This window comes from Streptomyces puniciscabiei (genome assembly GCF_006715785.1).
Taxonomy (GTDB): domain Bacteria; phylum Actinomycetota; class Actinomycetes; order Streptomycetales; family Streptomycetaceae; genus Streptomyces; species Streptomyces puniciscabiei.
Window position 1 is genome coordinate 6,550,760 of sequence record NZ_VFNX01000001.1, and the last position, 23,318, is coordinate 6,574,077.

27 protein-coding genes are annotated in these 23,318 nt (G+C 72.4%); 16 read left to right on the forward strand and 11 right to left on the reverse strand.

The genetic code is table 11. From position 1 onward, the window contains the following. Positions 1 to 182: 182 nt before the first annotated feature. Complete coding sequence (locus tag FB563_RS30315; protein ID WP_079048951.1) at positions 183 to 863, forward strand: DUF6214 family protein; 681 nt, start codon at positions 183 to 185, stop codon at positions 861 to 863. A 33-nt stretch (positions 864 to 896) separates the two neighbouring features. On the opposite strand, the gene FB563_RS30320 is transcribed toward FB563_RS30315, so the two are convergent. From FB563_RS30320 to FB563_RS30340, 5 genes are all read right to left on the reverse strand, one after another. Beyond that, positions 897 to 1,565: a TetR/AcrR family transcriptional regulator gene (locus FB563_RS30320; protein ID WP_055708299.1), complete on the reverse strand. Its 669-nt coding sequence runs from the start codon at positions 1,563 to 1,565 to the stop codon at positions 897 to 899. A 201-nt stretch (positions 1,566 to 1,766) separates the two neighbouring features. Beyond that, positions 1,767 to 2,456: an HAD family hydrolase gene (locus tag FB563_RS30325; protein WP_055708315.1), complete on the reverse strand. Its 690-nt coding sequence runs from the start codon at positions 2,454 to 2,456 to the stop codon at positions 1,767 to 1,769. 164 nt (positions 2,457 to 2,620) lie between these two features. Further along, complete coding sequence (locus FB563_RS30330; RefSeq protein ID WP_055708300.1) at positions 2,621 to 2,893, reverse strand: phosphatase PAP2 family protein; 273 nt, start codon at positions 2,891 to 2,893, stop codon at positions 2,621 to 2,623. Between the two features lie 60 nt (positions 2,894 to 2,953). After that, positions 2,954 to 3,889: a M56 family metallopeptidase gene (locus FB563_RS30335; RefSeq protein WP_055708316.1), complete on the reverse strand. Its 936-nt coding sequence runs from the start codon at positions 3,887 to 3,889 to the stop codon at positions 2,954 to 2,956. Between the two features lie 87 nt (positions 3,890 to 3,976). Then, the gene (locus FB563_RS30340; RefSeq protein ID WP_055708317.1) at positions 3,977 to 4,534 is read right to left on the reverse strand and encodes a DUF5134 domain-containing protein; all 558 of its coding nucleotides are present in this window, start codon (positions 4,532 to 4,534) and stop codon (positions 3,977 to 3,979) included. 173 nt (positions 4,535 to 4,707) lie between these two features. On the opposite strand from FB563_RS30340, the gene FB563_RS30345 reads away from it, so the two are divergent. Next, entirely contained in the window at positions 4,708 to 6,390 is a 1,683-nt protein-coding gene (locus FB563_RS30345; protein ID WP_055708301.1) for an FUSC family protein, read from the forward strand. 734 nt (positions 6,391 to 7,124) lie between these two features. After that, complete coding sequence (locus tag FB563_RS30350; protein WP_142219088.1) at positions 7,125 to 7,742, forward strand: MarR family winged helix-turn-helix transcriptional regulator; 618 nt, start codon at positions 7,125 to 7,127, stop codon at positions 7,740 to 7,742. 10 nt (positions 7,743 to 7,752) lie between these two features. Here FB563_RS30350 and FB563_RS30355 read toward each other — a convergent pair whose 3' ends face one another. Together FB563_RS30355 and FB563_RS30360 are read right to left on the reverse strand one after the other, a co-directional pair. Beyond that, positions 7,753 to 8,805 (reverse strand): aldo/keto reductase, encoded by a 1,053-nt coding sequence (locus FB563_RS30355; protein ID WP_055708302.1) that lies wholly within the window; start codon positions 8,803 to 8,805, stop codon positions 7,753 to 7,755. 116 nt (positions 8,806 to 8,921) lie between these two features. Further along, positions 8,922 to 9,686, reverse strand: a complete 765-nt coding sequence (locus FB563_RS30360; protein ID WP_055708303.1) for a VOC family protein — start codon at positions 9,684 to 9,686, stop codon at positions 8,922 to 8,924. Between the two features lie 147 nt (positions 9,687 to 9,833). Between FB563_RS30360 and FB563_RS30365 the strand changes: the two genes are divergently transcribed. Beyond that, positions 9,834 to 10,673, forward strand: coding sequence for a class I SAM-dependent methyltransferase (locus FB563_RS30365; protein WP_055708304.1), 840 nt, complete (start codon positions 9,834 to 9,836; stop codon positions 10,671 to 10,673). Here the strand turns inward: FB563_RS30365 and FB563_RS30370 are convergent. Beyond that, on the reverse strand, positions 10,670 to 11,062 hold the full coding sequence (locus FB563_RS30370) for a VOC family protein (RefSeq protein WP_055708305.1): 393 nt from the start codon (positions 11,060 to 11,062) through the stop codon (positions 10,670 to 10,672). The genes FB563_RS30365 and FB563_RS30370 overlap by 4 nt on opposite strands. 69 nt (positions 11,063 to 11,131) lie before the next feature. Between FB563_RS30370 and FB563_RS30375 the strand changes: the two genes are divergently transcribed. Then, positions 11,132 to 11,671 carry a GNAT family N-acetyltransferase gene (locus FB563_RS30375; RefSeq protein ID WP_055708306.1) on the forward strand — a complete coding sequence of 180 codons (540 nt, stop codon included), beginning with the start codon at positions 11,132 to 11,134 and terminating at the stop codon, positions 11,669 to 11,671. A gap of 5 nt (positions 11,672 to 11,676) precedes the next feature. On the opposite strand, the gene FB563_RS30380 is transcribed toward FB563_RS30375, so the two are convergent. Next, positions 11,677 to 12,360 (reverse strand): glycerophosphodiester phosphodiesterase, encoded by a 684-nt coding sequence (locus FB563_RS30380; protein WP_079048952.1) that lies wholly within the window; start codon positions 12,358 to 12,360, stop codon positions 11,677 to 11,679. A 416-nt stretch (positions 12,361 to 12,776) separates the two neighbouring features. On the opposite strand from FB563_RS30380, the gene FB563_RS30385 reads away from it, so the two are divergent. From FB563_RS30385 to FB563_RS30405, 5 genes are all read left to right on the forward strand, one after another. Beyond that, a complete protein-coding gene (locus tag FB563_RS30385; protein ID WP_055708308.1) occupies positions 12,777 to 14,174 on the forward strand; it encodes a DUF6421 family protein in 1,398 nt (465 codons plus the stop codon). Continuing rightward, the gene (locus FB563_RS30390; protein WP_055708309.1) at positions 14,171 to 14,965 is read left to right on the forward strand and encodes an SDR family oxidoreductase; all 795 of its coding nucleotides are present in this window, start codon (positions 14,171 to 14,173) and stop codon (positions 14,963 to 14,965) included. Before FB563_RS30385 ends, FB563_RS30390 begins: the two co-directional genes overlap by 4 nt. After that, complete coding sequence (locus FB563_RS30395; RefSeq protein ID WP_055708310.1) at positions 14,962 to 16,032, forward strand: threonine aldolase family protein; 1,071 nt, start codon at positions 14,962 to 14,964, stop codon at positions 16,030 to 16,032. The genes FB563_RS30390 and FB563_RS30395 overlap by 4 nt, the downstream gene beginning before the upstream one ends. Positions 16,033 to 16,111: 79 nt before the next feature. Continuing rightward, entirely contained in the window at positions 16,112 to 16,705 is a 594-nt protein-coding gene (locus FB563_RS30400; RefSeq protein WP_055708311.1) for a transglutaminase-like domain-containing protein, read from the forward strand. Positions 16,706 to 16,762: 57 nt separating this feature from the next. After that, positions 16,763 to 17,095, forward strand: a complete 333-nt coding sequence (locus tag FB563_RS30405; RefSeq protein WP_055708312.1) for a hypothetical protein — start codon at positions 16,763 to 16,765, stop codon at positions 17,093 to 17,095. Between the two features lie 180 nt (positions 17,096 to 17,275). Here the strand turns inward: FB563_RS30405 and FB563_RS30410 are convergent, their stop codons facing one another. Further along, a complete protein-coding gene (locus FB563_RS30410) occupies positions 17,276 to 17,998 on the reverse strand; it encodes a lysophospholipid acyltransferase family protein (RefSeq protein ID WP_055708313.1) in 723 nt (240 codons plus the stop codon). A 188-nt stretch (positions 17,999 to 18,186) separates the two neighbouring features. Continuing rightward, positions 18,187 to 18,603: a DUF4395 domain-containing protein gene (locus FB563_RS30415; RefSeq protein ID WP_142219006.1), complete on the reverse strand. Its 417-nt coding sequence runs from the start codon at positions 18,601 to 18,603 to the stop codon at positions 18,187 to 18,189. Positions 18,604 to 18,678: 75 nt separating this feature from the next. Between FB563_RS30415 and FB563_RS30420 the strand changes: the two genes are divergently transcribed. From FB563_RS30420 to FB563_RS30440, 6 genes are all read left to right on the forward strand, one after another. Next, the gene (locus FB563_RS30420; RefSeq protein ID WP_142219007.1) at positions 18,679 to 19,092 is read left to right on the forward strand and encodes a TlpA family protein disulfide reductase; all 414 of its coding nucleotides are present in this window, start codon (positions 18,679 to 18,681) and stop codon (positions 19,090 to 19,092) included. Positions 19,093 to 19,175: 83 nt separating this feature from the next. Next, the gene (locus FB563_RS45555; RefSeq protein ID WP_425281743.1) at positions 19,176 to 19,256 is read left to right on the forward strand and encodes a putative leader peptide; all 81 of its coding nucleotides are present in this window, start codon (positions 19,176 to 19,178) and stop codon (positions 19,254 to 19,256) included. Positions 19,257 to 19,300: 44 nt separating this feature from the next. Continuing rightward, positions 19,301 to 19,810, forward strand: coding sequence for a flavin reductase family protein (locus FB563_RS30425; protein ID WP_142219008.1), 510 nt, complete (start codon positions 19,301 to 19,303; stop codon positions 19,808 to 19,810). Positions 19,811 to 20,028: 218 nt separating this feature from the next. After that, positions 20,029 to 20,814, forward strand: coding sequence for an electron transfer flavoprotein subunit beta/FixA family protein (locus FB563_RS30430; RefSeq protein WP_055710555.1), 786 nt, complete (start codon positions 20,029 to 20,031; stop codon positions 20,812 to 20,814). A gap of 53 nt (positions 20,815 to 20,867) precedes the next feature. Beyond that, entirely contained in the window at positions 20,868 to 21,830 is a 963-nt protein-coding gene (locus FB563_RS30435) for an electron transfer flavoprotein subunit alpha/FixB family protein (RefSeq protein ID WP_142219010.1), read from the forward strand. A gap of 183 nt (positions 21,831 to 22,013) precedes the next feature. After that, positions 22,014 to 23,312, forward strand: a complete 1,299-nt coding sequence (locus FB563_RS30440; protein WP_142219012.1) for a DUF6986 family protein — start codon at positions 22,014 to 22,016, stop codon at positions 23,310 to 23,312. Positions 23,313 to 23,318 lie beyond the last annotated feature (6 nt).

A 23,318-nucleotide genomic window follows, 5' to 3' on the forward strand; every position in this document is an offset into this window, starting at 1 on the left:
GTGACGAAGGAGGGGCGTGCGGACCGTTCCAGCATCGCACTGCCGGGCGCCCGGCGGCAGGGGCTGGCGGGGTGACCTCGACGCGTGTCCGTTCGTACGGGATGTGATCACACGGGTACGTTGCGTGTGTGCCCGAAGCATGCTTTCTTCATCTTTCCGATCGGAACGCGGAGGACGGCGCGGTGTCCGTGTGGCCCGCGTGGAAGGTGCGGGAGCAGGGCGACGCCACGTCCTGGTTCTATGTGCGGCTCGCTTTCCCGGACGGCGCACGCGTCGACGCGCTGGCCGTCGTGCGCGAGGACTGCGTGTCCATCGAGGACGTCACGGCCGAACCGGCCCTGTCCCTCGCCGACCTCACGGTGCTCGCGGACTGGATCCAGGGGCCGCTGTTCGAGGCCTGCGGGGTGGCGGCGGAGCGGTCGTACGAGGGCGACGGCGAGGGCGGAAGCGTCGGCGACGGCCGGCCGGAGGCGCGGCACGAACCGGAGACCGCCGACCAGGACGAGCGCGAGGCGGAGAAGCCGGGCGAGGCGGAGTCCGCCGCGGAGGAACACGCGGAGCGGCCCACCGAGGATGCGGGCGACGGGCAGGCCGGCGACGAGAGGGCCCGCGACGAGAAGGCCGGCGACGAGTCGGCGAGCGCGTTCTGCGTGGGCCCGCGGCGCGCCCGGGCCGTCTGGCCGCGCGGCATCGAGGGCCGTCGGCTGGTCGCGCAGGAGTACCGCGCCGCACAGGAGGAGGGCGGCGACCCGGTGCTCGCCGTGATGAGCGCGACCGGACACAGTCGTCGCCGCGCCCTCAGACTGATCGCCCAGGCGCGCGACGCCGGTTTCCTGACCCCGCGTCACGTACGCCGCGACTGAGGCGGATCGCCGCCGTACCGCCCCACCTGTCCGTCACGCGCTGCTCGGGCGCTCCTCCGTGGCGAAGAACCGGGACAGATCCCGCTCCCGCCCCTTCCTGCCCGTCTCGCTCTCCGGTGGCACCCCCGACTCCCAGTCGAGCCCGTAGCGCTGGAACAGTTCGGCCCGCAGCACCGGAACGGGCATCGGCACCCCGGGGATCAGCGCCGCATACACGGCCCCCATCAACAGGGCCCGCAGCATCGGATAGTCGGCGGCGACGTCCTGGGAGCCGTACCGGTTGACGGTGTCGGTGAGCAGCTCCGCCAGCCGGCGCTGTTCCGGGCACGCCACGAACCCCTCGGCGTGGAGCAGCCCCGCCATGTGCTGGCGCATCAGCACCGGCCGGTCGTGGGCCAGGCCCAGGATCGCGTCGATGGCCCGGGCGAGGCGCTCCCGGCCGTCCTCGGTGCGCGGTTCCCGCTCCAGCGCCTCCTCCAGCGTGCGGTGCATCAGCCGGTGCACGGCGGACTGCACCAGCTGGCGCTTGCCGGGGAAGTAGTACGACACCAGTCCGCGCGCCGAACCGGCACGGTCCGCGATGTCGCCGAGCGTGGTGGCCTCGAAGCCGTGCTCGTCGACCAGTTCCACGGCGGCCTGCAACAGCCGCTCCCGGGAACGGCGCCGCAACTCTTCATTGACCGAGGCGCTGCGCGGGGACATCCTGTAACTCCTGCGTTGACTGGCTGCCAGCCAACTATACTCACCGCAGTGGGTACCGTCTTGCGCGGGCCCAGTCCAGGGCTGCCGTCCGTCTGGGGCGACGCGGGGGATCGTCTCAGGCGGACGGCGTGGCGGCGAGACCTTTTCCCGGGCGTCGCCGACCCTGTCGCCGCAGTGCCGCACCGAGGCCGGCCGCCGGGCTCAGCTCACCAGGTCCAGCACGGGCAGCAGCGCGTCGGGCCGGTCCGTCACCGGCAGGTGGTCGACGAAGTGCACCCGGCAGCCGAGCGCGGCCGCGCCACCGTCGGCCTCCTTGCTGTCGCCCACCATCACCACCTGCCGCGGATCGGCGCCCAGCGCCGCACAGGCGACCGAGAACAGCCGCGGATCCGGCTTCTGCACGCCGTGCTCGTACGACAGGACGTACGCGTCCACGTACCGGTCGAGCCCGTGCTCGCGGAACACCGGGCGCAGATTCCAGCCGATGTTGCTGACCACGCCCACGCCGATGCCGCGCTCGTGCAGCGTGCGCAGCACCTCGGGGGCGTCCGGGTACGGGGCCCAGGCGGCCGGGACCTTGTGCCGTTCGTACAGCGCGTCGTGCAGCCCGGGGTCGGGCAGCGGAACCCGCCGGGACAGGCCCGTGTAGGCGGCCCGGTGCAGCTCCGCGCTCTCGTCCCGCACCGCCCAGACCCCGGCCAGGTCCGCGGGCAGCTCCACCGGATTCGCACCGCCCGGCAGCGCACCGGCCGCCTCCAAGGCACCTGCGGCCGCCTTCAGTTCGGGTTCGGGCAAAGTGTGCCCCGTCTCGGCCAGTACGGCGCGCAGCCAGGACTCGGTGGACTCGACGCGGAACAGCGTCCCGGAGAAGTCGAACAACACGGCAGTCATGCACCCGACCCTATCCGGCCGGTGCTCGGCGGAGTCGGCGTGACCGGGCCGCGGCCACGCGTGGACGATCACGGCCAGGACCACCACCAGCGCCCCGAACAGCCGGCCGCCCAGCGCCTCCGAGGGCCGGTGGAGACCCAGCCACACCCGGGTCACGCCCACCCTCACCACCGAGACCACCGCCACCGCCACGGCCGTACACCACCGGACGCGGCCCCGCCGAAGCGGTGCGGCAGCCACAGCAGCAGGCCGCACACCATGGTGACCGTCATGGCGTGACCGGACGGGAAGGCCGCGTAGCGGGCCCAGTCGACGGGATCCGGCCACACCGGCCGGGACCGGCCGACGGCGATCTCCACCGGCCGCTGCACGACCGCCGCCAGGGCCACGGTGACCGCCGGCCACAGCACCGTCCACCAGACGGCGTGCCGCCACACGAGCAGAGAGGTCGCCGTCCACGGTGAGCAGCGGGTACCGGCGGATCACGACCAGGGGCGTCAGCCGAGTGCCCGCAGGCCCGGAACCAGGGCCACCAGTACCGGGATCACCGGCGCCAGCGCCGCGAAGGCCGTCAGACGCAGCCGGTGCAGAACGGGGAGCCGGTCCGGGGGAGTGAGCAACCGGTGTACGCGCTGCGGCACATGGGCCTGGGGGGTGGGGCAGGGACCGAACACGCCCCGCTCCTCATTGAGTTCGAGCAGCGCCAGCGCCGTCGTGAGCCGGCCGAAGCGCCGGGAGGCCATGTCGTCGGCGGCCAGCTCGACCAGCCGGTGCATCTCGGCGCGGAACGCGGCGAACACCGGTACCTGCGGGAACCCGCCCGCCAGCGCCGCCGAGCAGTGCAGCAGCCAGTCGTGCCGGGCCTGTGCGTGGCCCTGCTCGTGGGCGAGCAGCGCGTGCAGTTGACGCTCTTTCAGGCGCCGCAGCGCGGCCGTCGTGATGACCAGGCGGGGTGCCGCACCGGGCAGCCACCAGGCGTCGGGGCGCTCGCCCTCCAGCACCACCAGCCGGCCGCCCGTCGGTTCCTCTCCCGGCAACAGCGGTGCACGCGCGAGGAGTTCGGCCCTTCGGGTACGCCGCCGGGCCCGGGCCCGTACGACCTCGCGCACCAGCATGGCGAGGCTCCACAGGCCGCCCGCGGCGAGAGCCACGGCGGTGGGCGCCGCCCACGGCCCGGCCGTACCCAGGGCGTAGGCGTCCACGACCGCGCGCGGGGCCCGGGCGAACAACTGCCCCCGCACCTGCTGCCAGGCGGCCGACGCGCTGAGCGTCATCGACAGCGCGCAGCACAGCAGGACGGCCGCCACGACGCACTGCCACACCCACAGGGCGACGACCGGTTCGCGGTCCGCCCAGTCGGCCCGGGCGAGCAGCCGCGGGGCGAGGACGGCGGTGAGGGCGCCGAGCAGCAGCAGGGTCACGGGGACCATCATGGTCAGCACCCTATGAGCGCGAGGCCGCTCCCGGGTACGGCCCGGGCCGGCGAAGTGACGCAGGCAACGCACCCCGGCAGACGCCGCTCACATCGTCAGCAGCATCGCCACCATGCCGATCCCCATGGACAGCCGGCAGGCCCGCGCCAGCTCCGGCCGGTCGCCCCAGCCGACCGGGCCGCCGCCCGGCCCGGCCACCGCGACGGCGGCCGGCACCAGACGGGCGCCGGCGAGCAGGACGTAACCCGCGAAGTACAGCAGCAGCACACTGGTCAGCAGGGGCACCCCCGAGCCGCCGTGCACGTGATGGGCGCCGGGCGGGGCCGCGGCCATGGCCACCGCCATGTAGGCCATCGCTGAGGTGCCCACCAGGTGGTGCAGGTGGTGCGGGGCCGCGCGCGCGGCCCACAGGGCGCGCAGCGCCGCCGCGCCGAACACGGCCGCGTACACCGGCCACGCCCACCTCGGCGGCGCGAACACCGCCGCCGGTACGGCCATCACGGCCATCCCGAAGCCCATGAGCGCCTCGCCGCCCGCGGCCCGGCGCTGCTCCTCGATCCGGCTGCGCATCCGCAGCAGGCAGTAGACCCCGGTCGCCGCGCACAGGGCGACCAGCAGCCACGCTGCCGGTACCGGTCCGTGCACGCGCACCTCCCCGTTCGACGGTCGGTCGAGGAATGCGATGCCCACGCCATGCGGAGCGCACGCGAGCGCAAGGGTGTACACGGGGAGCATTCGGCGGAGCACGCCTGGTGAGCGCGCCGTCTCCGGACCTCCGCCAGGAATTTTACGAGTAAAACACATGCTAAATTAGTGTGATGCGCAGTGCCACCCTCCACCGACTTCCCCTCGCCGGGGTGCTCCGCCTCGGGCGGCCCTCCGACATCTGGTTCAAGCCCGCGCTCAGCGTGGTCGCCGCGGTCGCGCCGCCCAACCTGATCCTGCTGGGACTCGGCCGCCTCGACCTCGCGATGTACACCATGGCCGGGGCGCTGTGCGCGCTCTACGGGCACAACCGGCCGTACGCCGCCCGCGCCCGCGTCCTGGCCTGGGTGGTGCTCGGCATGGTCGGCGGCCTCGCGGTCTCCCTGCTCGCGGCGTCGCTCACCGGCAACGCCGTCGTCCTCGTCACCGTGGGCGCCGTCATGGCGGCCGTGCAGAAGACCGTGTGCGACGCCACCCGGCTCGGACCGCCTGCCAACGTGGTCCTGACCTTCATCAGCTCCGCCTCGCTGTTCGCGCCGCAGATCCTCGGCCAGGTGCCCGGGCACGTCGGGCTGGCCCTCGCGGCCGGCGCCTGGGCCTGGCTGGTCGGCATGGCGCCCGGGCTGCTCCGCCCGCACGGCCCCGAGCGCCGCGCCACCGCCCAGGCCCTGAGCGCGGCCGCCGCCTACGCCGACACCCGCGGCACCGCCGACGGGCACGCCCGGGCCCGGGCCGCGAGCGCCGCCGCGATCCACGCCGCCTGGCAGTCGCTGCTCGCCGCCGGCACCCGCCCCGACCGCACCCGGCGCGCCCTCGAACGGCTCCTTGTCCGCGCCGAGGTCGCCCTCGCCGCCCCCGCCGACACCGACCCGGCACGACTGCGTTCCTGGGCCCGCGGGCTGCGCGGCACCGGGCGGATCCCGCGCGTCGAGTCCCCGCGCGAGTCCGTCGACGAACTCCTCGGCATCGACGCCGAACTCGCCCTCCCCAGGCGGCCGTTGCGGCACCGTCTGGCCCCCCTCGCCCCGATCGCCGCACGCACCGCGATCGGCTGCGCCCTCGCCGGTTACGCCTCCCTCGCGCTCGGGGTGGGCCGTCCCTACTGGGCTCTGGTCACCGCGGCCTCCCTCTACCAGGCCAACGTCACCCTCACCTGGAGCCGGGGCGTCCAGCGGGTCGTCGGCAACGTCCTCGGCGTCCTCGCGTTCGCCGTCGTCGCCCCGCTCGCCCATCTCCACCCCGTCGCGCTGGTGCTGAGCTGCCTCGTCCTCAACTTCGGCGCGGAGGCGCTGATCGCCCGCAACTACTGGCTCGGCAGCGTCTGTGTGACCCCGATGGCCCTGCTGATCACCGAGTTCGCCCGCGCCCAGAACCCGGCCGAGCTGATCACCGAGCGGGTCCTGGACACCCTGGTCGGCGCGCTGGTCGGCTTCGTCGCGGCCGTCGCCGTCACCAACCGGCGCGTCGGCGACCGGCTCGAACACGCGCTGACCGCGGCGGAACGCGCCCGCGAGAACGCCGCCCGGCTGCTGGCCGAGCCGCACCCGGCACCCCGCGCCCTGGAGGCGGCCCGTCGCGGCCTCGCCGCCGCCCTCGCCGACCTGCGCGCCACGGCCGACGCCGCGTCCGGCGAGTGGTGGCAGCGCGCCCTGCCCGAGGAGCGGGTCGTGCTCGCCGAGCAGTCCGGACACCGTACGCTCGCGGCGACGGTGCGACGCCAGGGGTTCGTACCGCACGACCAGCAGCAGGGTCAGGTCCAGGACCCGGGCAGGACGACGGAGGGCATACGGCCATGACGGCGACGAACCGTGGACACGCGCCGAAGGGCGACACGGCCGACGCGGCCCCCCGCGATTCCGCCGCGCGGCCCGCCGGCGCCCGGCCCAAAGGAGGCGCGCGCCCGGGGAACAGCGAGGCCATGGCCGGCACGGGGAAGCGCCGTGGCGGCCCGCGTGCGGCCGGGACCGAGCCTGCCCCGGGCCGAGATGCCGGCGAAGCCGGCAACCCCGGCGAGCGGACGACCGGAACCGCCCGCAGCGCCGCCGCCGTGAGCGACGCCACCGCCCCGCGAACACCGCGTGGCACATCCCTGTCCGGGTCTGTCCCCGCCTCGCCCGAGTCCGGCATCGATCCCGATTCGCCTCCGCCCGGAAGTGTCTCGGCCTCGGCCTCGTCCGGTATCGGCCCCGTCTCGGCACCGCCCGGAGCTGCCCCCGCTTCGGCCTCGGCCGGGTCTGTCCCCGCCTCGCCCGAGTCCGGCATCGATCCCGATTCGCCTCCGCCCGGAAGTGCCTCGGCCTCGGCCTCGTCCGGTATCGGCCCCGTCTCGGCACCGCCCGGAGCTGCCCCCGCTTCGGCCTCGGCCGGGTCTGTCCCCGCCTCGCCCGAGTCCGGCATCGATCCCGATTCGCCTCCGCCCGGAAGTGCCTCGGCCTCGGCCTCGTCCGGTATCGGCCCCGTCTCGGCACCGCCCAGAGCTGCCCCCGCTTCGGCCTCGGCCGGGTCTGTCCCCGCCTCGCCCGAGTCCGGCATCGATCCCGATTCGCCTCCGCCCGGGACTGCCCCGGCCTCGCCCCCGCCCGGTACCGACCCCGGCGCTGACCCGGCCGGCACCGGACGCCCCGGGGCCGCCGGCTCCGCCGTTCACCACGACAGCGTCGCCTCCGTCGTGCGGCAGTGGCGGGCCGTCCACCCCGAGCTGGACACCGGGCCCATGGAGGTCATCGGCCGGATCAACCGGTGCGCCGCGCTGCTCCAGCAGGCCGAGGACGCGCCGCTGCGCCGGGCCGGGCTCAGCCGTCCCGAGTTCGACCTGCTGGGCGCGCTGCGCCGCACCGGCCACGAGCTGACCCCTGGGGAGCTGGCCCGCGAGACGTTCTCCTCCGGGGCCGCCGTCACCAAGCGGCTCAAGCAGCTGACCGAGCGCGGGCTGGTCGAGCGGCGCGGTGACACCCGTGACCGCCGCGTCGCCCACGTCCGCCTCACCGACGCGGGCCGCGACCTGGTCGACGGCATCCTCCCGGAGCAACTCACCTACGAAACAGCCGTGTTGAGCGTGCTCGCCCCGCACGGGCAGCGCGAACTCGCCGGACTCCTCGGCGAGTTGCTCGGTCGCCTGGAGGGCCGGATGGGGGCCCTGCGGGCGTAGGGCAGGGGCGTCAGAGGACGTCGTGCGCCGTACGACGGTACGTGGAGCGGCGGTCGACGATGTCGGTCCAGCGGTCGCCGAGTACGTTCCGCGTGATGAGCGGCTCCCGCAGGAAGTCGTGCGGGAAGCCGAGCGGCACCGCGCTTGCCTCGTCCAGTCGCTTCACCGCGTCCGCGTCCAGCCGGACCCCGGTGCTCGCGAGGTTCTCGGCCAGTTGCTCCGGCTTCGTGCCGGAGACGATCGGTACGACGTTCCCGGGCCGGCCCAGCAGCCAGGCCAGGGCCACCTGCGCGGGGCCCCAGCCGCCCTGCTCGGCGACCTCCAGCACGACGCTGATCACATCCTCCTCCCAGGCGGCAGGCCTTTCACCCGAGGCGTCCAGCCGTCCCGTCTCCCCGCGCCGGTACTTCCCGGTGAGCTTCCCCCGCGCCAGCGGCTCCCAGGCGAACACGGCGAGGTCGAACGCCCGGGCCTGCGGCAGCAGTTCGCGCTCCGGGGTGCGCTCCAGCAGGCTGTATCGCAGCTGCGAGCCCGCGAAGCTGGTCCAACCCCGCAGCCCCGCCAGGGTGTTGGCCTGGGCGATCTCCCAGGCCGGCCAGTCCGACACGCCGACGTACAGCACCTTGCCGGAGCGCACGACGTCGTCCAGGGCGCGCATCACCTCCTCGACCGGGGTGAAGTTGTCACGAGCGTGCACCCACAGGACGTCGAGCCGGTCCGTGCGCAGCCGGCGCAGGCTGTCCTCGACCGACCGGACCAGGTTCCCGCGGTGGTTGCCCGCCGAGTTGGGCTCCCCGTCCCGGGTGCCGCACGTGTACTTGCTCGCCAGGACGAAGCGGTCCCGGCGGCCGGCGAGCAGTTCGCCGAGGATCCGCTCGGAGCTGCCGTCGGTGTAGTTGTTCGCGGTGTCGACGAAGTTTCCGCCTGCCTCGGCGTAGACGTCGAGGATGCGCGCGCTGGTGCCCTTGTCCGCACCCCAGCCCCAGTCCTCGCCGAAGGTCATGGTGCCGAGCGCGAGTTCGCTGACGCGCAGACCGGTCCGTCCGAACAGCGTGTAACGCACGTGTGCTCCCTTTCCGAGTTTCCGGGATCCCCGGGCGACGGGTGGTGCACAGGACGCTAGGAGTTGAAGCGCACGCCAAGGCAAGCAAGCGGCACGGACGGCAAACCGAGCCCCCCTCAGCCCTCCTCGCCGGCCCGGTGCACCCCGAACGCCGCGCCCTGCGGGTCCCGCAGCACCGCGATGCGCGGGCCGTCGGGCACCGACACGGGTGCCAGGACGATCGCCCCGCCCGCCCGCTGCGCGACCTCGGCCGTCGCGTCCACGTCGTCCACGGCGAAGTACGGCAGCCAGTGCGGCGGCACCTGAGGCGGGAACCGGTCGCCCATGTCGGCCATGCCGCCGAAGTCGTCGCCGTCGATGCCCCACTGCGTGTACCACTCCGAGGCGTTGACGCTCCAGCCGAACACCGTGGTGTAGAAGTCCCGGGCCCGTTCGGTGTGCCGGGTCGCCAGTTCCACCCAGCCGAGGGTGCCGGGCGCGTTGAACAGCCCGGCGCCGGGGAAGGACCGCGCCTGCCACAGCTGGAACACCGCGCCGGTCGGGTCGAGGGCCACGGCGAACCGGCCCACGTCGAACACGTCCATCGGGCCGAGGATCACCGTCCCGCCGGCCTCCTCCACGCGCCGTACCGCCGCGTCCGCGTCGGTGACCGCGAACGAGACGTTCCAGGCCACCGGCTGGGACTCCTGGTACAGCGGGGTGAGCGCGGCGACCGCCGCGTCCCCCAGGTGTGCCACCGTGTACCCGCCCGCCTCCGGCCGCGGATCGGTCTCCGGCCGCCAGCCGAACAACTCGGTGTAGAACCGCTTGGCCCCCTCCAGGTCGCTGGTTCCGAGCTCGGTCCAGCACGGTCCGCCGGTCACCGGCCTGTCGAACTTCATGAGGTTTCCTTCCGGCCGGGGCCGCCGTACCGCACAGAGATCTCCTCCGCACGCTAACGCCGGCTCCCGGCCCCGGCCATCCGGGACGGACCCCGTGGCGGCGAAATCGGTTGATCGCGGCGCGCGGGCCGCGGGAGGGTTCCGGCCATGGACCCCGAGGACACCACGGCGCCCGCGCTGGCCGAGGAGATCGCCGAGTACTACGGACGCGACCGGGAGGACGCCCGGCTGCGCACCGGCGCCGGACGGCTGGAGTTCTGGCGTACCCAGGACGTCCTGCGCAGGCTGCTGCCGCCCGCACCGGCGCGGATCCTGGACGTGGGCGGTGGCAGCGGTGTCCACGCGGAGTGGCTGGCCGCCGACGGCCACGACGTGGAGCTCCTCGACCCGGTACCCCTGCACGTCGAACGTGCGGCCCGGCTGCCCGGCGTCCGGGCACGCCCCGGCGACGCCCGCGCCCTGGACGCCCCGGACGCGTCCGTGGACGTCGTGCTGCTCCTCGGCCCGCTCTACCACCTGCCCGAGCGTCCGGACCGGGTACGGGCCCTGGCCGAGGCGCGCCGGGTGGTGCGGCCCGGAGGGCTCGTGGTCGCCGCCACCATCAACCGGTTCGCGGGGCTGCACGACACACTCGCCAAGGGTGTGTACTTCGACGCCGACCGGCGCCCGCACATCGAGGCGGCCGCCGGTGACGGCCGGCTGCGTCCGGGCCGCGGGCCCGAGGCGCTGTTCACCACGGCCTGCTTCCACGCACCGGAGGACGTCCCCGCCGAGTTCGCGGACGCCGGCCTGACGGCGCACGGGCAGTACGGCCTCGAAGGCGCGGCGTGGCTGATGGGCGACCTCGTCTCCTGGCTGACGGATCCGCGGCAACGGACGCTGGTCCTGGCGGCGCTGCGGCGGACGGAGTCCGTGCCCTCGCTGCTCGGGGTCAGCGGCCACCTGCTCACCGCCGGCACCCGCACCGAGGAGGCGTCCGCAGGTTAGATCCCCGGCCGGTACCGCAGCGGATGGTCCCCCGGGACCTCCACCAGTGCGATGCGGATGCCGTCCGGGTCGGCGATCCACATCTCGACCAGGCCCCACGGCTCCTTCACCGGTGGCCGGACGATGTCGACGCCCCTGTCCCTGAGCTCCTCGTGTGCGGCCGTCACGTCGCCGACCTGCCACCACAGCCGGACCGCGGGCGACGGCGGGGCCTCGGCCCTCCCGGAGACCTCCAGGAAGCCACCGCCGAGGAAGTAGACCGTGCCGCGCTCGGGCCCGGTACCGAACTCGCGGTAGACGGACAGCCCCAGCTGCTCGCCGTAGAAGGTCCGGGAGCGCTCGGGGTCGGTGGGGGTGAGCAGGGTCCGGCTGCTGAGTACGTGCACCATGCAGGCGGAGCCTAGGGCAGGGTTACGCTCGACCCTGGTTCTGCCACGCCCGACACCGAAAGGCCGCCCATGGAAACCGCCGCCACCGGACCCACCTTCCGCGACGCCACGGACGCCGACGTCGACGCGCTGGTCGCGCTGATCGAGTCGGCCTACCGCGGGGACTCCAGCCGGGCCGGGTGGACCACCGAGGCGGACATCCTCCAGGGGCAGCGGACGGATCCGGAGGGCGTGCTGGAAGTGATCAAGGCGCCCGAGAGCAGGCTGCTGGTCGTCGAGCAGGACGGCCGGATCGTCGCCTGCTGCCAGCTGGAACACCGCGGCGACCACGCCTACTTCGGCATGTTCGCGGTCAGCCCCACGCTGCAGGGCGCGGGCCTCGGCAAGACGGTCATGGCGGAGGCGGAGCGCCAGGTCCGCGAGGCCTGGGGCGTCGCCGAGATGCACATGACGGTGATCTCCGTAAGGGACGACCTGATCGCCTGGTACGAGCGCCGTGGCTACCGCCGTACGGGAAAGATGTCCCCCTTCCCGTACGGCGACGAGCGCTTCGGCATCCCGCAGCGCGACGACCTGCAGTTCGAGCTGCTGGTCAAGAAGCTCGTCTGACCGGGTCAGGCCGTGAAGCGCCCGGTGCGCTTGATCTCCGGGAAGTCGGTCGTCGCGCCGTCCAGTTCCAGGGCGCGGACCAGCCGCAGATGATCCTGGGTGTTGACGACCCAGCCGATGATCCGCAGCCCTGACGCGCGCGCGTGCTCGACGACCTCCAGGGTGAGCCGGCGGATGTTGAGACACAGGGTCGCCGCGCCCACGGCGACCGCGCGCTCCACCACGTCCGTGCCGTAGCGGCCGGCGATCAGGGCCGTGCGCACGCCCGGCACCAGCCGGGCGATCTCGGCGATGGCGTCGTCGTGGAACGAGGACACCTGCACGCGCCCGATCAGGTCGCGCTCGTGCATCACCGCCGCCAGGGCCCGTGCGGCGGCGACGTCCTTGATCTCGGCCTGCAGTGGTGTGCGTACCGCGTCCAGCACCTCCTCGAACACCGGCACCCGCTCCCCGCGGCCCGCGTCCAGGGCGCGCAGCTCGGCCAGGGTCTTGTCGGCGATCGGCCCGGTGCCGTCGGTCGTGCGGTCGACCTCCGCGTCGTGCATGACGACCAGGGCGCCGTCCTTGCTGAGGTGCAGATCGAGTTCGATCAGGTCGAGGCCGGCGTTCTGCGCGGCGACGAAGGAACGAAGGGTGTTCTCGGGCTCGACACCCATGACCCCGCGGTGACCGATGGTAAGGAAGTTCAAGGTTCGACTCCGTTCCGTCGACGGCGGCTCGGCGCGCGCGGAACGGGCGGACGCCGTCGTCCGCGCGGGCAGAGTCGCAGCCTAACGGCCGGGCCCCGCGATGAACCCGCACGTGCGTGAGGCATCCGGGTTGCGTGGCGGTCGCGGATTGGCCGGTATGCGCTCCCGTCGTCACCCTCGCGTGGGCGCGTCACCCGCACCCTTGACGACCGGACGGGACTCCGCTCACCACGCGGTGGCACACCGGGCGAAGGCACGGGCTGCTCGATGGAAGTGAGCGCCGTCACGGTTTACGGCAGGAAAAACATCGGTGACCAAGGGGTCGGACAGAATAATTTCCCGAGCAGCCTCTTGCTGGCTGAAACCGGGTATGCATACGGTGTCCTTACGCGAGCTTCTCCCGTGGAGGATGGGACATGACGGAAATTCTTGTGCAGGCGGGTACGGAGGGACGGATTCCTTCGTCGACCAGGGTGGTTGAGCACCCGGCCTGGCCCGTGCTCAAGGATGCCGTGGAGCAGATCCGGCCATGGCAGTCCAAGGACGGATCGATCGACTTCGACGCCGAGGGCGCTCCCGCCCGGGCGGACGCCGAGGCCGCCGTACGCAGTGTCGTGGCCGCGGTCGAGGAGCTCTCCCCGCTGCTCCCGCACGACGAGGCCTACCACCAGGCCCTGGTGAAGGATCTGCGCCGCTGGGCCGAGGGCGGCTTCCAGGTGCCGGACTTCCTGGACTCCCTGCTGGCCTTCCAGCCCGCCGCACACCGCGCGGACGGCCTGCAGCACCTGGTCGTCTTCCCGATGTACACGCAGAACGGCAACCCGGACCGCAACCTGGAGGCGGTCGTGCTGCGCATGGTCTGGCCGGACTGGCTGGCCGAGCTGGAGCGCACCCGGTACGACAACCCGCTGTTCTGCGGCATCACCTTCGAGGACTTCACGTCCGGCTACGACACGAACTCGGCCGTCCTCTTCCCGGAGACCATCGCCGTGCGTGAGGCGCCGGAACGTTTCTCCTGGGGTGGCATCTTCTGCGACCGCGAGGCCGCCCGCTTCCGCCGGGTCACCGAGGCCGCCGTCGACATCCTGGGCCTGCAGCTGCCCGAGGACATCGCCGCGATGGTCCACGACCAGAAGCGCTGCGAAGAGGCCTTCGTGCTCTGGGACATGGTCCACGACCGCACCCACAGCCACGGTGACCTGCCGTTCGACCCGTTCATGATCAAGCAGCGCCAGCCGTTCTGGATGTACGGCCTGGAGGAGCTGCGCTGCGACCTCACCGCCTTCAAGGAGGCCGTGAAGCTCCAGGCGGACGGCGTCCCGCAGGCCCGTGACGTGCAGTACGCGGTGCTCTTCGACCGGATGTTCCGCTTCCCGGTCACCGGCGACCGCAACCGCAACTACGACGGCCTCGGCGGCCAGCTGCTCTTCGCCTATCTGCACAAGCACGACGTCCTCCGGTGGACCGACAACAAGCTCTCCATCGACTGGGAGCGCGCCCCGCAGGTCACCAACCAGCTGTGCGCCGAGATCGAGAAGCTCTACAAGGACGGCATCGACCGCCCGAAGCTGGTGCACTGGTTCGCCGGCTACGAGCTGGTCTCCACCTACCTCGCCCCGCACCCCGGCTCCAAGTGGGCCAAGGGCCCGGACGCCCTGGACCTCACCCAGCCGCCGCGCAAGCTCGTGGACGACGTGCTTCCGGACGAGTTTCCGCTGAGCATGTTCTACGAGGCCCTGTCGAAGAAGCTGAAGAATGTGATCGCCTCCACCAAGGGCATCACGGCGGACAGCGCCGAGCGGATCGCCGCGTGAGCGACCGCAGCGAAGAGAACACTGCTTCAGAGGGGAAGAACGTGGCGAACAACGGGTCTCTCAGCGGTGCGGTGATCGCGGTGGCCGGCGCGGGCGGACCCGCCGGACACGCGGCGCTGGTCCGGCTCGCCGAGGCCGGCGCGGTCGTCGTCGGCGCCGACAACAACCCCGAGCGGCTGGCGGAGGCCGTGGACGCGGCCCGCTACGCGCGCGGCGGTGCCACGGTCACCGGGGAGACGGTCGACCTGCTCGACCTGGACTCGACCCGGGCCTGGGCCGACCGTATCGAGAAGGAGCACGGCCGGATCGACGGCCTGGTCCACCTGGTCGGCGGCTGGCGCGGCAGCGCGACCTTCGAGGAGACGAGCCTCGCGGACTGGGACCTGCTGGAGAAGCTGCTGATCCGCACGGTGCAGCACACCTCCCTGGCCTTCTACGACGGCCTGCAGCGCAGCGACCGCGGCCGGTACCTGCTGATCAGTGCCGCCGGGGCGTCGAAGCCCACCGCGGGCAACGCGGCGTACTCCGCGTCCAAGGCCGCCGCCGAGGCGTGGACGCTGGCCATGGCCGACGGCTTCCGCAAGGCGGGGGGCGAGGCCGGTCCGCGTGCGGCTGCTGCCATCCTGGTGGTGAAGGCGCTGGTGCACGACGCGATGCGCGCCGAACGCCCCAACGCGAAGTTCGCGGGCTTCACGGACGTCAAGGACCTCGCCGCCGAGATCGAGGGCGTCTGGAGCAAGCCCGCCGCGGAAGTGAACGGAAACCGCCTGTGGCTGACCGAGAAGCCGTGAACCCTCCCAAGACCGACGCGCGTCGCCATCACGACCCCGAGGTCCGCGGTTTCGCCAGTGACAACTACGCCGGGGCCCACCCGGAGGTGCTGGCCGCCCTGGCCCTCGCCAACGGCGGCCACCAGGTGGCGTACGGCGAGGACGCGTACACCGAGAACCTCCAGCGGATCATCCGCAGCCACTTCGGGTCCACGGCGGAGGCCTTCCCGGTCTTCAACGGCACCGGTGCGAACGTCGTCGCGCTCCAGGCGGTCACCGACCGCTGGGGCGCGGTGATCTGCGCCGAGAGCGCCCACATCAACGTGGACGAGGGCGGCGCGCCCGAGCGCATGGGCGGCCTGAAGCTGCTCACCGTGCCCACGCCGGACGGCAAGCTCACGCCCGAGCTGATCGACCGGCAGGCCTGGGGCTTCGAGGACGAGCACCGCGCCATGCCGCAGGTCGTGTCGATCACCCAGAGCACGGAGCTCGGCACCCTCTACACGCCGGAGGAGATCCGCGCGATCTGCGAGCACGCCCATGCGCACGGCATGAAGGTGCACCTGGACGGCTCCCGGATAGCCAACGCCGCGGCCTCCCTGAACGTCCCCATGCGGACGTTCACCGACGCGGTCGGCGTCGACATCCTCTCGCTGGGCGGGACCAAGAACGGCGCCGTCTTCGGCGAGGCGGTGGTGGTCCTCAACCAGGACGCGGTGCGCAAGATGAAGCACCTGCGGAAGATGTCGATGCAGCTGGCCTCCAAGATGCGCTTCGTCTCGGTGCAGTTGGAGGCGCTGCTGGCGAAGGACCTGTGGCTGCGCAACGCCCGGCACGCCAACGAGATGGCCCAGCGCCTCGCCGAGGGCGTCCGCGCGGTGCACGGTGTGGAGATCCTCTACCCCGTGCAGGCCAACGGCGTCTTCGCGCGGCTCCCGCACGACGTGTCCGAGCGCCTGCAGCAGCGCTTCCGCTTCTACTTCTGGGACGAGGCCGCCGGGGTGGTGCGCTGGATGTGCTCCTTCGACACCACCGAGGAGGACGTCGACACCTTCGTGGCCGCGCTCAAGGAGGAGATGGCGCGCTAGCCCCGAGCTATTGCATAGATATGCGGCCACTCGAAAAGTCATTGACTGTCGAGTGGCCGCGTTCCTATCCTCTGCGGGCATGGAGCTGATCCAGAACACCGCCGATCTGTCCGCGTACCTGGCCGCGGACGAGGCCATCGACCATCACCATCCCGTGGTCCGGGAGACGGCCGAGAGACTGGCCGCCGGGGCGGCCGACTCGTATGCCTATGCGCGGGCCGCCTATGAATTCGTCCGGGACACGATCCCGCACTCCCAGGATTCCGGTGACCCGCGTGTCACCTGGCGCGCATCCGACGTCCTCGGAGGACGCACGGGCATCTGCCATGCCAAGGCGCACGCGCTGACGGCCCTGCTACGCGCGGAGGACATCCCGACGGCCCTGTGCTACCAACGGCTGACGCATGACGACGGAAGCGGACATGTGCTGCACGGACTGGTCGCCGTCCGCTTCCACGGCGCCTGGCACCGGCAGGACCCGCGCGGCAACAAGCCCGGCGTGGACGCCCGGTTCTCGCTGGACGGCGAGCGGCTGGCCTGGATCCCCGACCCCGCGGCCGGTGAACTGGACTATCCGGCCCTGTACGCCGCACCGCACCCGGTCGTCCTCGACGCCCTGAAGGCGCCCCCGGACCGGCCGCACCTGTGGAAGACGCTGCCCGACGCGCTCTGAGGGCAGGGGGCACCCCCGCCCGGCGCCGTCGCGATCGCACTCGCCAACCTCCCCGCCATGAGCAACGGGGGAGCGGCAGAAGGCGACATCAACGGCACGGAACACGGTTCGGCGGACGGGCAAGGCGGCGTCGGCTCCGGTGGCCGGCTCGCTCGGCTGCGGAGGCACAGGGCGCTCGCCTCGGCCGTGGTGCCGGCCCTGGTCGCCGGTGCCGTCGCGGTGCCGCTCGCGCTCGGCGCGTGGAACGACCCGTGCAAGGAACTGCCCGCTACCACACGCGAGTTGGCGAAGGAGGCCCCGGCGGTGGCGACCCGGGCCCTCGATCCCCGGGACGACATCGCGCTACGACGCCGTGGCGCGGCTCCTGCCGTCCGGCAGGCTGTGCGGTGACGGCGGCCGGGTGCTCGGGCAGGTGCTGGACGCCGCCACCGGCGCCGCATCCACGAGCCCCCGTGCAGCGATCGGCACACGAGAGCCGTGGCGACTCTCCCGTCACGCTCGCGAACCCTACCGACAGCCCCGCTGCGCGCATGTCGCCGGGTGCTGCAGCCCGCTCAGGGGCGACGCACGTCAGCCTGCCGCCCGCAGCTCCTCCACCGTAGGTGCCGTACCCCCCAGGTGGGCGGGCAGCCACCAGGAGTCCTCGGGGCCCTTGGGGCGGCCCGGGTAGGCGCGCTGGGCAGCCTCCAGCAACTCCTGGACGCGCTCGCGCAGTCGGCGGGTTATGGCGCCCGCGTACTGGTCGCGGGGTGCCTCGACCGCCTCGCCGACACGAATGGTGACGGGCAGGTGGTTGCGCTTGAAGTTGCGGGGGTGCCCCTTCGTCCACAGCCGCTGGGTGCCCCACACGGCCATCGGGACCAGCGGGACGCCGGCGTCCTGGGCGAGCCGCGCCGCACCGGACTTGAAGCTCTTCAGCGTGAACGACTGCGAGATGGTGGCCTCCGGGAAGACCCCGACGACCTCACCGGAGCGCAGCGAGTCCAGCGCGTGCGCGTAGGCCGCCTCGCCCTGGCCCCGGTCCACCGGGATGTGCTTCATGCCGCGCATCAGCGGACCGGAGATCCGGTGGCGGAAGACGGACTCCTTCGCCATGAAGCGCACCAGGCGCTTCTGCGGCAGGGCCGCGAGGCCGTTGAAGACGAAGTCCAGGTAGCTGATGTGATTGCTCACCAGCACGGCGCCGCCCGAGCGCGGGATGTTCTCCGACCCCTGGCAGTCGATCTTCAGGTCCCAGACCTTGAACAACGTCTTGGCGAATCCGATGACGGGACGGTAGACCAACTCTGCCATGGGCGGGACAGACCCTTTCTGCTCTGCTCGGGAAAGGGGGCTCCCGGCGGGTAAGTTACGCAGCCGTAGGTTTACGGCGTCTCGCAGATCGTGCCCGAAGAACGGACGGGTAGCCAGTCCTGGTGCCCGGCGGGGGCGAGATTCTCGTCACGTCGGCCTACATCCGACCTCGACTCTTTAGTGATCCTTTACTCCGCCCGTGCCGTGACCCTCTTCAGAAGCAGGAACATTTCGCACCCCAGGCAGTAGCCGAACGCCGCGTTCAGGAACGCGGCGGCGAGCGCCGCGCCGGTCGCGACCAGCCCCAGCCACTGCGGTCCCACCGTGAACCCGACGAGACCGAGCCCCGCGAACACCAGCCCCACCGCCTGCGCGAACCGCGGCGGCTCGGGCGCCTCGAACTCCTTCGGAGGCCCGAGCCGCGGCCGCACGGCCGTGCGGAAGGCCCAGCCGTACGGCGAGCGCTGCACACCCGCGGCCGCCCCCAGTGCGAACGCCAGCGTCTGCCAGCCCAGCACCCAGGCGTTCTCCAGGCTCAGGGCCACCGCCAGAACGGCCGTCGTCACGGCCGCCCCGAAGCGCGGCCCTCTCACGTCGATGTCCATGAATCCAGCATTCCGCAAGGGAAACTCCGGCGGGAGGCGGGAATCTTTGCAGTCTGATGAATGCTTGTGCAGGTGATGACTGGACTGGTGGTGTGCGTGGCGGTGCTCGTCGTGGCGAGCGCCGCCGGAGTGCTGCACAAGCGGCGGAGCGGGAGAGTACGGGTGCGCGGGAGGGACGAGGGCAAGCGGCTCGGAGCCGCGGAGCTGGGCGGCGAGCTCGGCGAGCGGGCCACGCTGGTGCAGTTCTCCAGTGCCTTCTGCGCGCCCTGCCGGGCCACCCGGCGTGTCCTCGGCGAGGTCGCCGAAATGGTACCCGGCGTGGCCCATGTCGAGATCGACGCCGAGGCCCACCTGGACCTCGTACGCGAACTCGACATCCTGAAGACACCCACCGTGCTGGTGCTCGACGCCGAAGGACGGGTCGTACGGCGGGCCACCGGGCAGCCCCGCAGGGCCGACGTCATCGCGGCCCTGGGGGAGGCGGTGTGAGGGGGCCTCAGGTGACGGTACGGCGCCTTCCGTATCCCGGACCCTGCTTGACTGGGCGCACCAACTATCGTCAGCCTGACCGTATGCCGATCGAACTCCTTCTCCACGGGCGGGTCCACGTGGACCTCGCCCGCACCGCGAGCGCCATCTGTCCGCAGTGTTGAGCACCGACGGACCAGCTCGCGACCTCCAGCAGAAGGACAACTCCATGACGGCCTCGCCCGACCTCGGTACCGTTCAGCTCGCCTCGCCCGACCTGTTGCGCTCCACGTTCCGCCGGCACGCCGCCGGTGTGGCGGTGATCACCGCGCGTGGTGCCTCCGGACCGGTGGGCTTCACCGCCACCTCCCTCACCTCGGTCTCCGCCGAGCCCCCGCTCGTCTCCTTCGGCATCGGCACGGGCGCCTCCAGCTGGCCCGCGGTGGCCGAGACGGAGCACATAGGCGTCCACATACTCGGCGAGCACCAGCGCGAGCTGGCCGCCACCTTCGCCCGCAGCGGTGCCGACCGTTTCGGCGCGCCGACCGCCTGGCGCGAGGGCCCGGAAGGCGTACCGGTGCTGGACGACGTGCTCGCCTGGCTGGTCTGCCGGATCGTGGGCCGGGTCCCGGCCGGTGATCACCGGATCGTGCTCGCCGAGGTGGTGCTCGGCGACCCCTCCGGCTCCGGCCGTCCGCTCCTCTACCACCAGGGCCGCTTCAACGCTCTGCGGGACTGATCACACCGCGGCTCTCCTGCGAAGCCGTCGAGTTCCGGTTACGCTGCGTTGCGAAGGTCACAGTTCAAAGCGCTTGCTTAGCGGGCATGGACTGGGTGTACTGACGAGTAATATTTCGGTCGGAGCGCGCGGACGCCCCGACCGGGATCGGCCGCTTGAGGCGCCTATGCTGCCTGCAAGAGGCAGCCCGGAAATGACGATGCAGTAGGAGAGCCGGCGTGAGCTTGAGGATCGTTGTCACTGTGAAGTACGTGCCCGACGCCACTGGCGACCGGCACTTCGCCGATGACCTGACCGTCGACCGCGACGACGTGGACGGTCTGCTCTCCGAGCTGGACGAGTACGCGGTCGAGCAGGCCCTGCAGATCGCGGAGAACGCGGACGACGCCGAGGTCACCGTCCTGACGGTCGGCCCGGAGGACGCCAAGGACGCGCTCCGCAAGGCCCTGTCGATGGGTGCCGACAAGGCCATCCACGTCGAGGACGACGACCTGCACGGCACCGACGCCATCGGCACCTCCCTGGTGCTGGCCAAGGCGATCGAGAAGGCCGGCTTCGACCTGGTCGTCTCCGGCATGGCCTCCACCGACGGCACCATGGGCGTCGTACCGGCCCTGGTCGCCGAGCGCCTGGGCGTCCCGCAGGTCACCCTGCTGTCCGAGGTCTCCGTCAAGGACGGCGTCGTGAAGGGCCGCCGCGACGGCGACGCCGCCTCCGAGCAGCTGGAGGCCTCCCTCCCGGCGATCGTGTCGGTCACCGACCAGTCCGGCGAGGCGCGTTACCCGTCCTTCAAGGGCATCATGGCGGCCAAGAAGAAGCCGGTGGAGTCCTGGGACCTGTCCGACCTGGACATCGAGGCCGAGGAGGTCGGCCTGGACGGCGCGTTCACCAAGGTCGAGGCCGCGAACGAGCGCCCGGCCCGCACGGCCGGCACCATCGTCAAGGACGAGGGCGAGGGCGGCAAGCAGCTCGCTGAGTTCCTCGCGAGCCAGAAGTTCATCTAAGGGCTCGCCCCCGCTGACCGCCCCTCAACTTCGTTACGCAGGAGAGCAATCCCATGGCTGAAGTCCTCGTCTACGTCGACCACGTGGACGGTGCCGTCCGCAAGCCGACCCTCGAGCTGCTGACCCTGGCCCGCCGCATCGGCGAGCCCGTCGCCGTCGCGCTGGGCAACGGCGCCGCCGACACCGCCGCCACGCTCGCCGAGCACGGCGCGGTGAAGGTCCTCACCCACGACGCCTCCGAGTACGCCGACTACCTGGTCGTACCGAAGGTGGACGCCCTGCAGGCCGCCTACGAGGCCGTCTCCCCGGCCGCCGTGCTGGTCCCGTCCTCCGCCGAGGGCAAGGAGATCGCCGCCCGCCTGGCGCTGCGCATCGGCTCCGGCATCATCACCGACGCCGTCGACCTGGAGGCCGGCGACGAGGGCCCGGTGGCCACCCAGTCGGTGTTCGCCGCGTCCTTCACCACCAAGTCCCGCGTGATCAAGGGCACCCCGGTCATCACGGTCAAGCCGAACTCGGCCGCCGTCGAGGCCGCCCCGGCCGCGGGCGCCGTCGAGGCCCTGTCCGTCTCCTTCTCCGAGAAGGCGACCGGCACGAAGATCACCGCCCGTACGCCGCGTGAGTCGACGGGCCGCCCGGAGCTGACCGAGGCCGCGATCGTGGTCTCCGGCGGCCGTGGCGTCAACGGCGCCGAGAACTTCTCGATCATCGAGGCGCTGGCCGACTCCCTCGGTGCGGCCGTCGGTGCCTCGCGTGCCGCCGTCGACGCGGGCTGGTACCCGCACACCAACCAGGTGGGCCAGACCGGTAAGTCGGTCTCGCCGCAGCTGTACATCGCCAACGGCATCTCCGGCGCGATCCAGCACCGCGCCGGTATGCAGACCTCCAAGACGATCGTGGCCGTCAACAAGGACGCCGAGGCCCCGATCTTCGAGCTGGTCGACTTCGGCGTGGTCGGCGACCTGTTCGACGTCGTCCCGCAGCTGACCGAGGAGATCAAGACCCGCAAGGGCTGAGTCTCGTCCAGGCACTCCGAGGCCCCGGTGACCGACGCGGTCACCGGGGCCTCGGTGCATCCTGGTGACGATCCGCCGGGCGCCGACCACGGTCCGGACGGGGTGTTGACCATCGAGAACCACCCGGATAACTTCATTCTACGGATTGTTGATTCCGTACAGCGGAAAATTGGAGGGTGTGGGATGGGTCAGCAGGAGAAGGTGGCGACGAGCCTCGCGGGCGCCGTGAGCGAGGAGATCAGCGCCTCCCTCGCGCCGGTCGACGCGGAGCTGGAGCGCCGCTACCCCGGGGACCCCGGCACCCGGCAGCCCGTCCACACCGTCTACGTCCCCGGTGACGCCTTCGCCGCCGACACCATCCGATCCTGGGGCGACCAGGCCCTCGCCGCCCTCGACGAACACGCTCCGGACGCCCCCTCCTTCGCCGCCGTCCTCGGCCTCTCGGACGAGCTGGCCGAGCCGGTCCACTCCCGCGTCCGCGCCAAGCTGGAACGCGAGCCGATCGAAGACCTGCGCGTCGACTTCGAGGACGGCTACGGCCCCCGCCCCGACGCCGAGGAGGACCGGGCGGCGGCCCGCGCGGCCCGGCTGATCGCGGAGGCGTACGAGAACGGCACGGCGGCGCCGTACATGGGCATCCGCATGAAGTGCATGGAGGCGGCGGTGCGCGACCGGGGCATCCGTACCCTCGACGTGTTCCTCACCGGCCTGATCGAGTCCGGCCCCCTGCCCGAGGGCCTGGTGCTGACCCTGCCGAAGGTGACGTACCCCGAGCAGGTGACCGCGTTCGTGCGCCTGCTGGAGGCCTTCGAGAAGGTGCACGGTCTGGACGCCGGGCGGCTCGGCTTCGAGATCCAGATCGAGACCAGCCAGTCCATCCTCGCCACCGACGGCACCGCCACCGTCGCCCGGATGATCCAGGCCGCCGAGGGCCGCGCCACCGGGCTGCACTACGGCACCTTCGACTACAGCGCCTGCCTCGGCGTCTCCGCCGCCTACCAGGCCAGCGACCACCCGGCCGCCGACCACGCCAAGGCGGTCATGCAGGTCGCGGCGGCGGGCACCGGGGTGCGTGTCTCCGACGGCTCGACCAACGTCCTGCCCGTCGGCCCGACCGCCAAGGTCCACGACGCCTGGCGCCTGCACTACGGCCTCACCCGCCGCGCCCTGGCCCGCGCCTACTACCAGGGCTGGGACATGCACCCCGGCCACATCCCGACCCGCTACGCCGCCGTCTTCGCCTTCTACCGCGAGGGCTTCGAGCAGGCCGCCGGCCGCCTCGCCCGGTACGCCAACCGGGCAGGCGGCGACGTCATGGATGAGCCCGCCACCGCCAAGGCCCTCAGCGGCTACCTGCTGCGCGGCCTGGACTGCGGTGCCCTCGACATCGCCGAGGTCGCCCGCCTCACCGGCCTGACCCGCGCCGACCTGGAGGGCTTTGCCGCTCCCCGGCGCGGTGACCTGACGGCCTCCGCCAAGTAGAGGTCG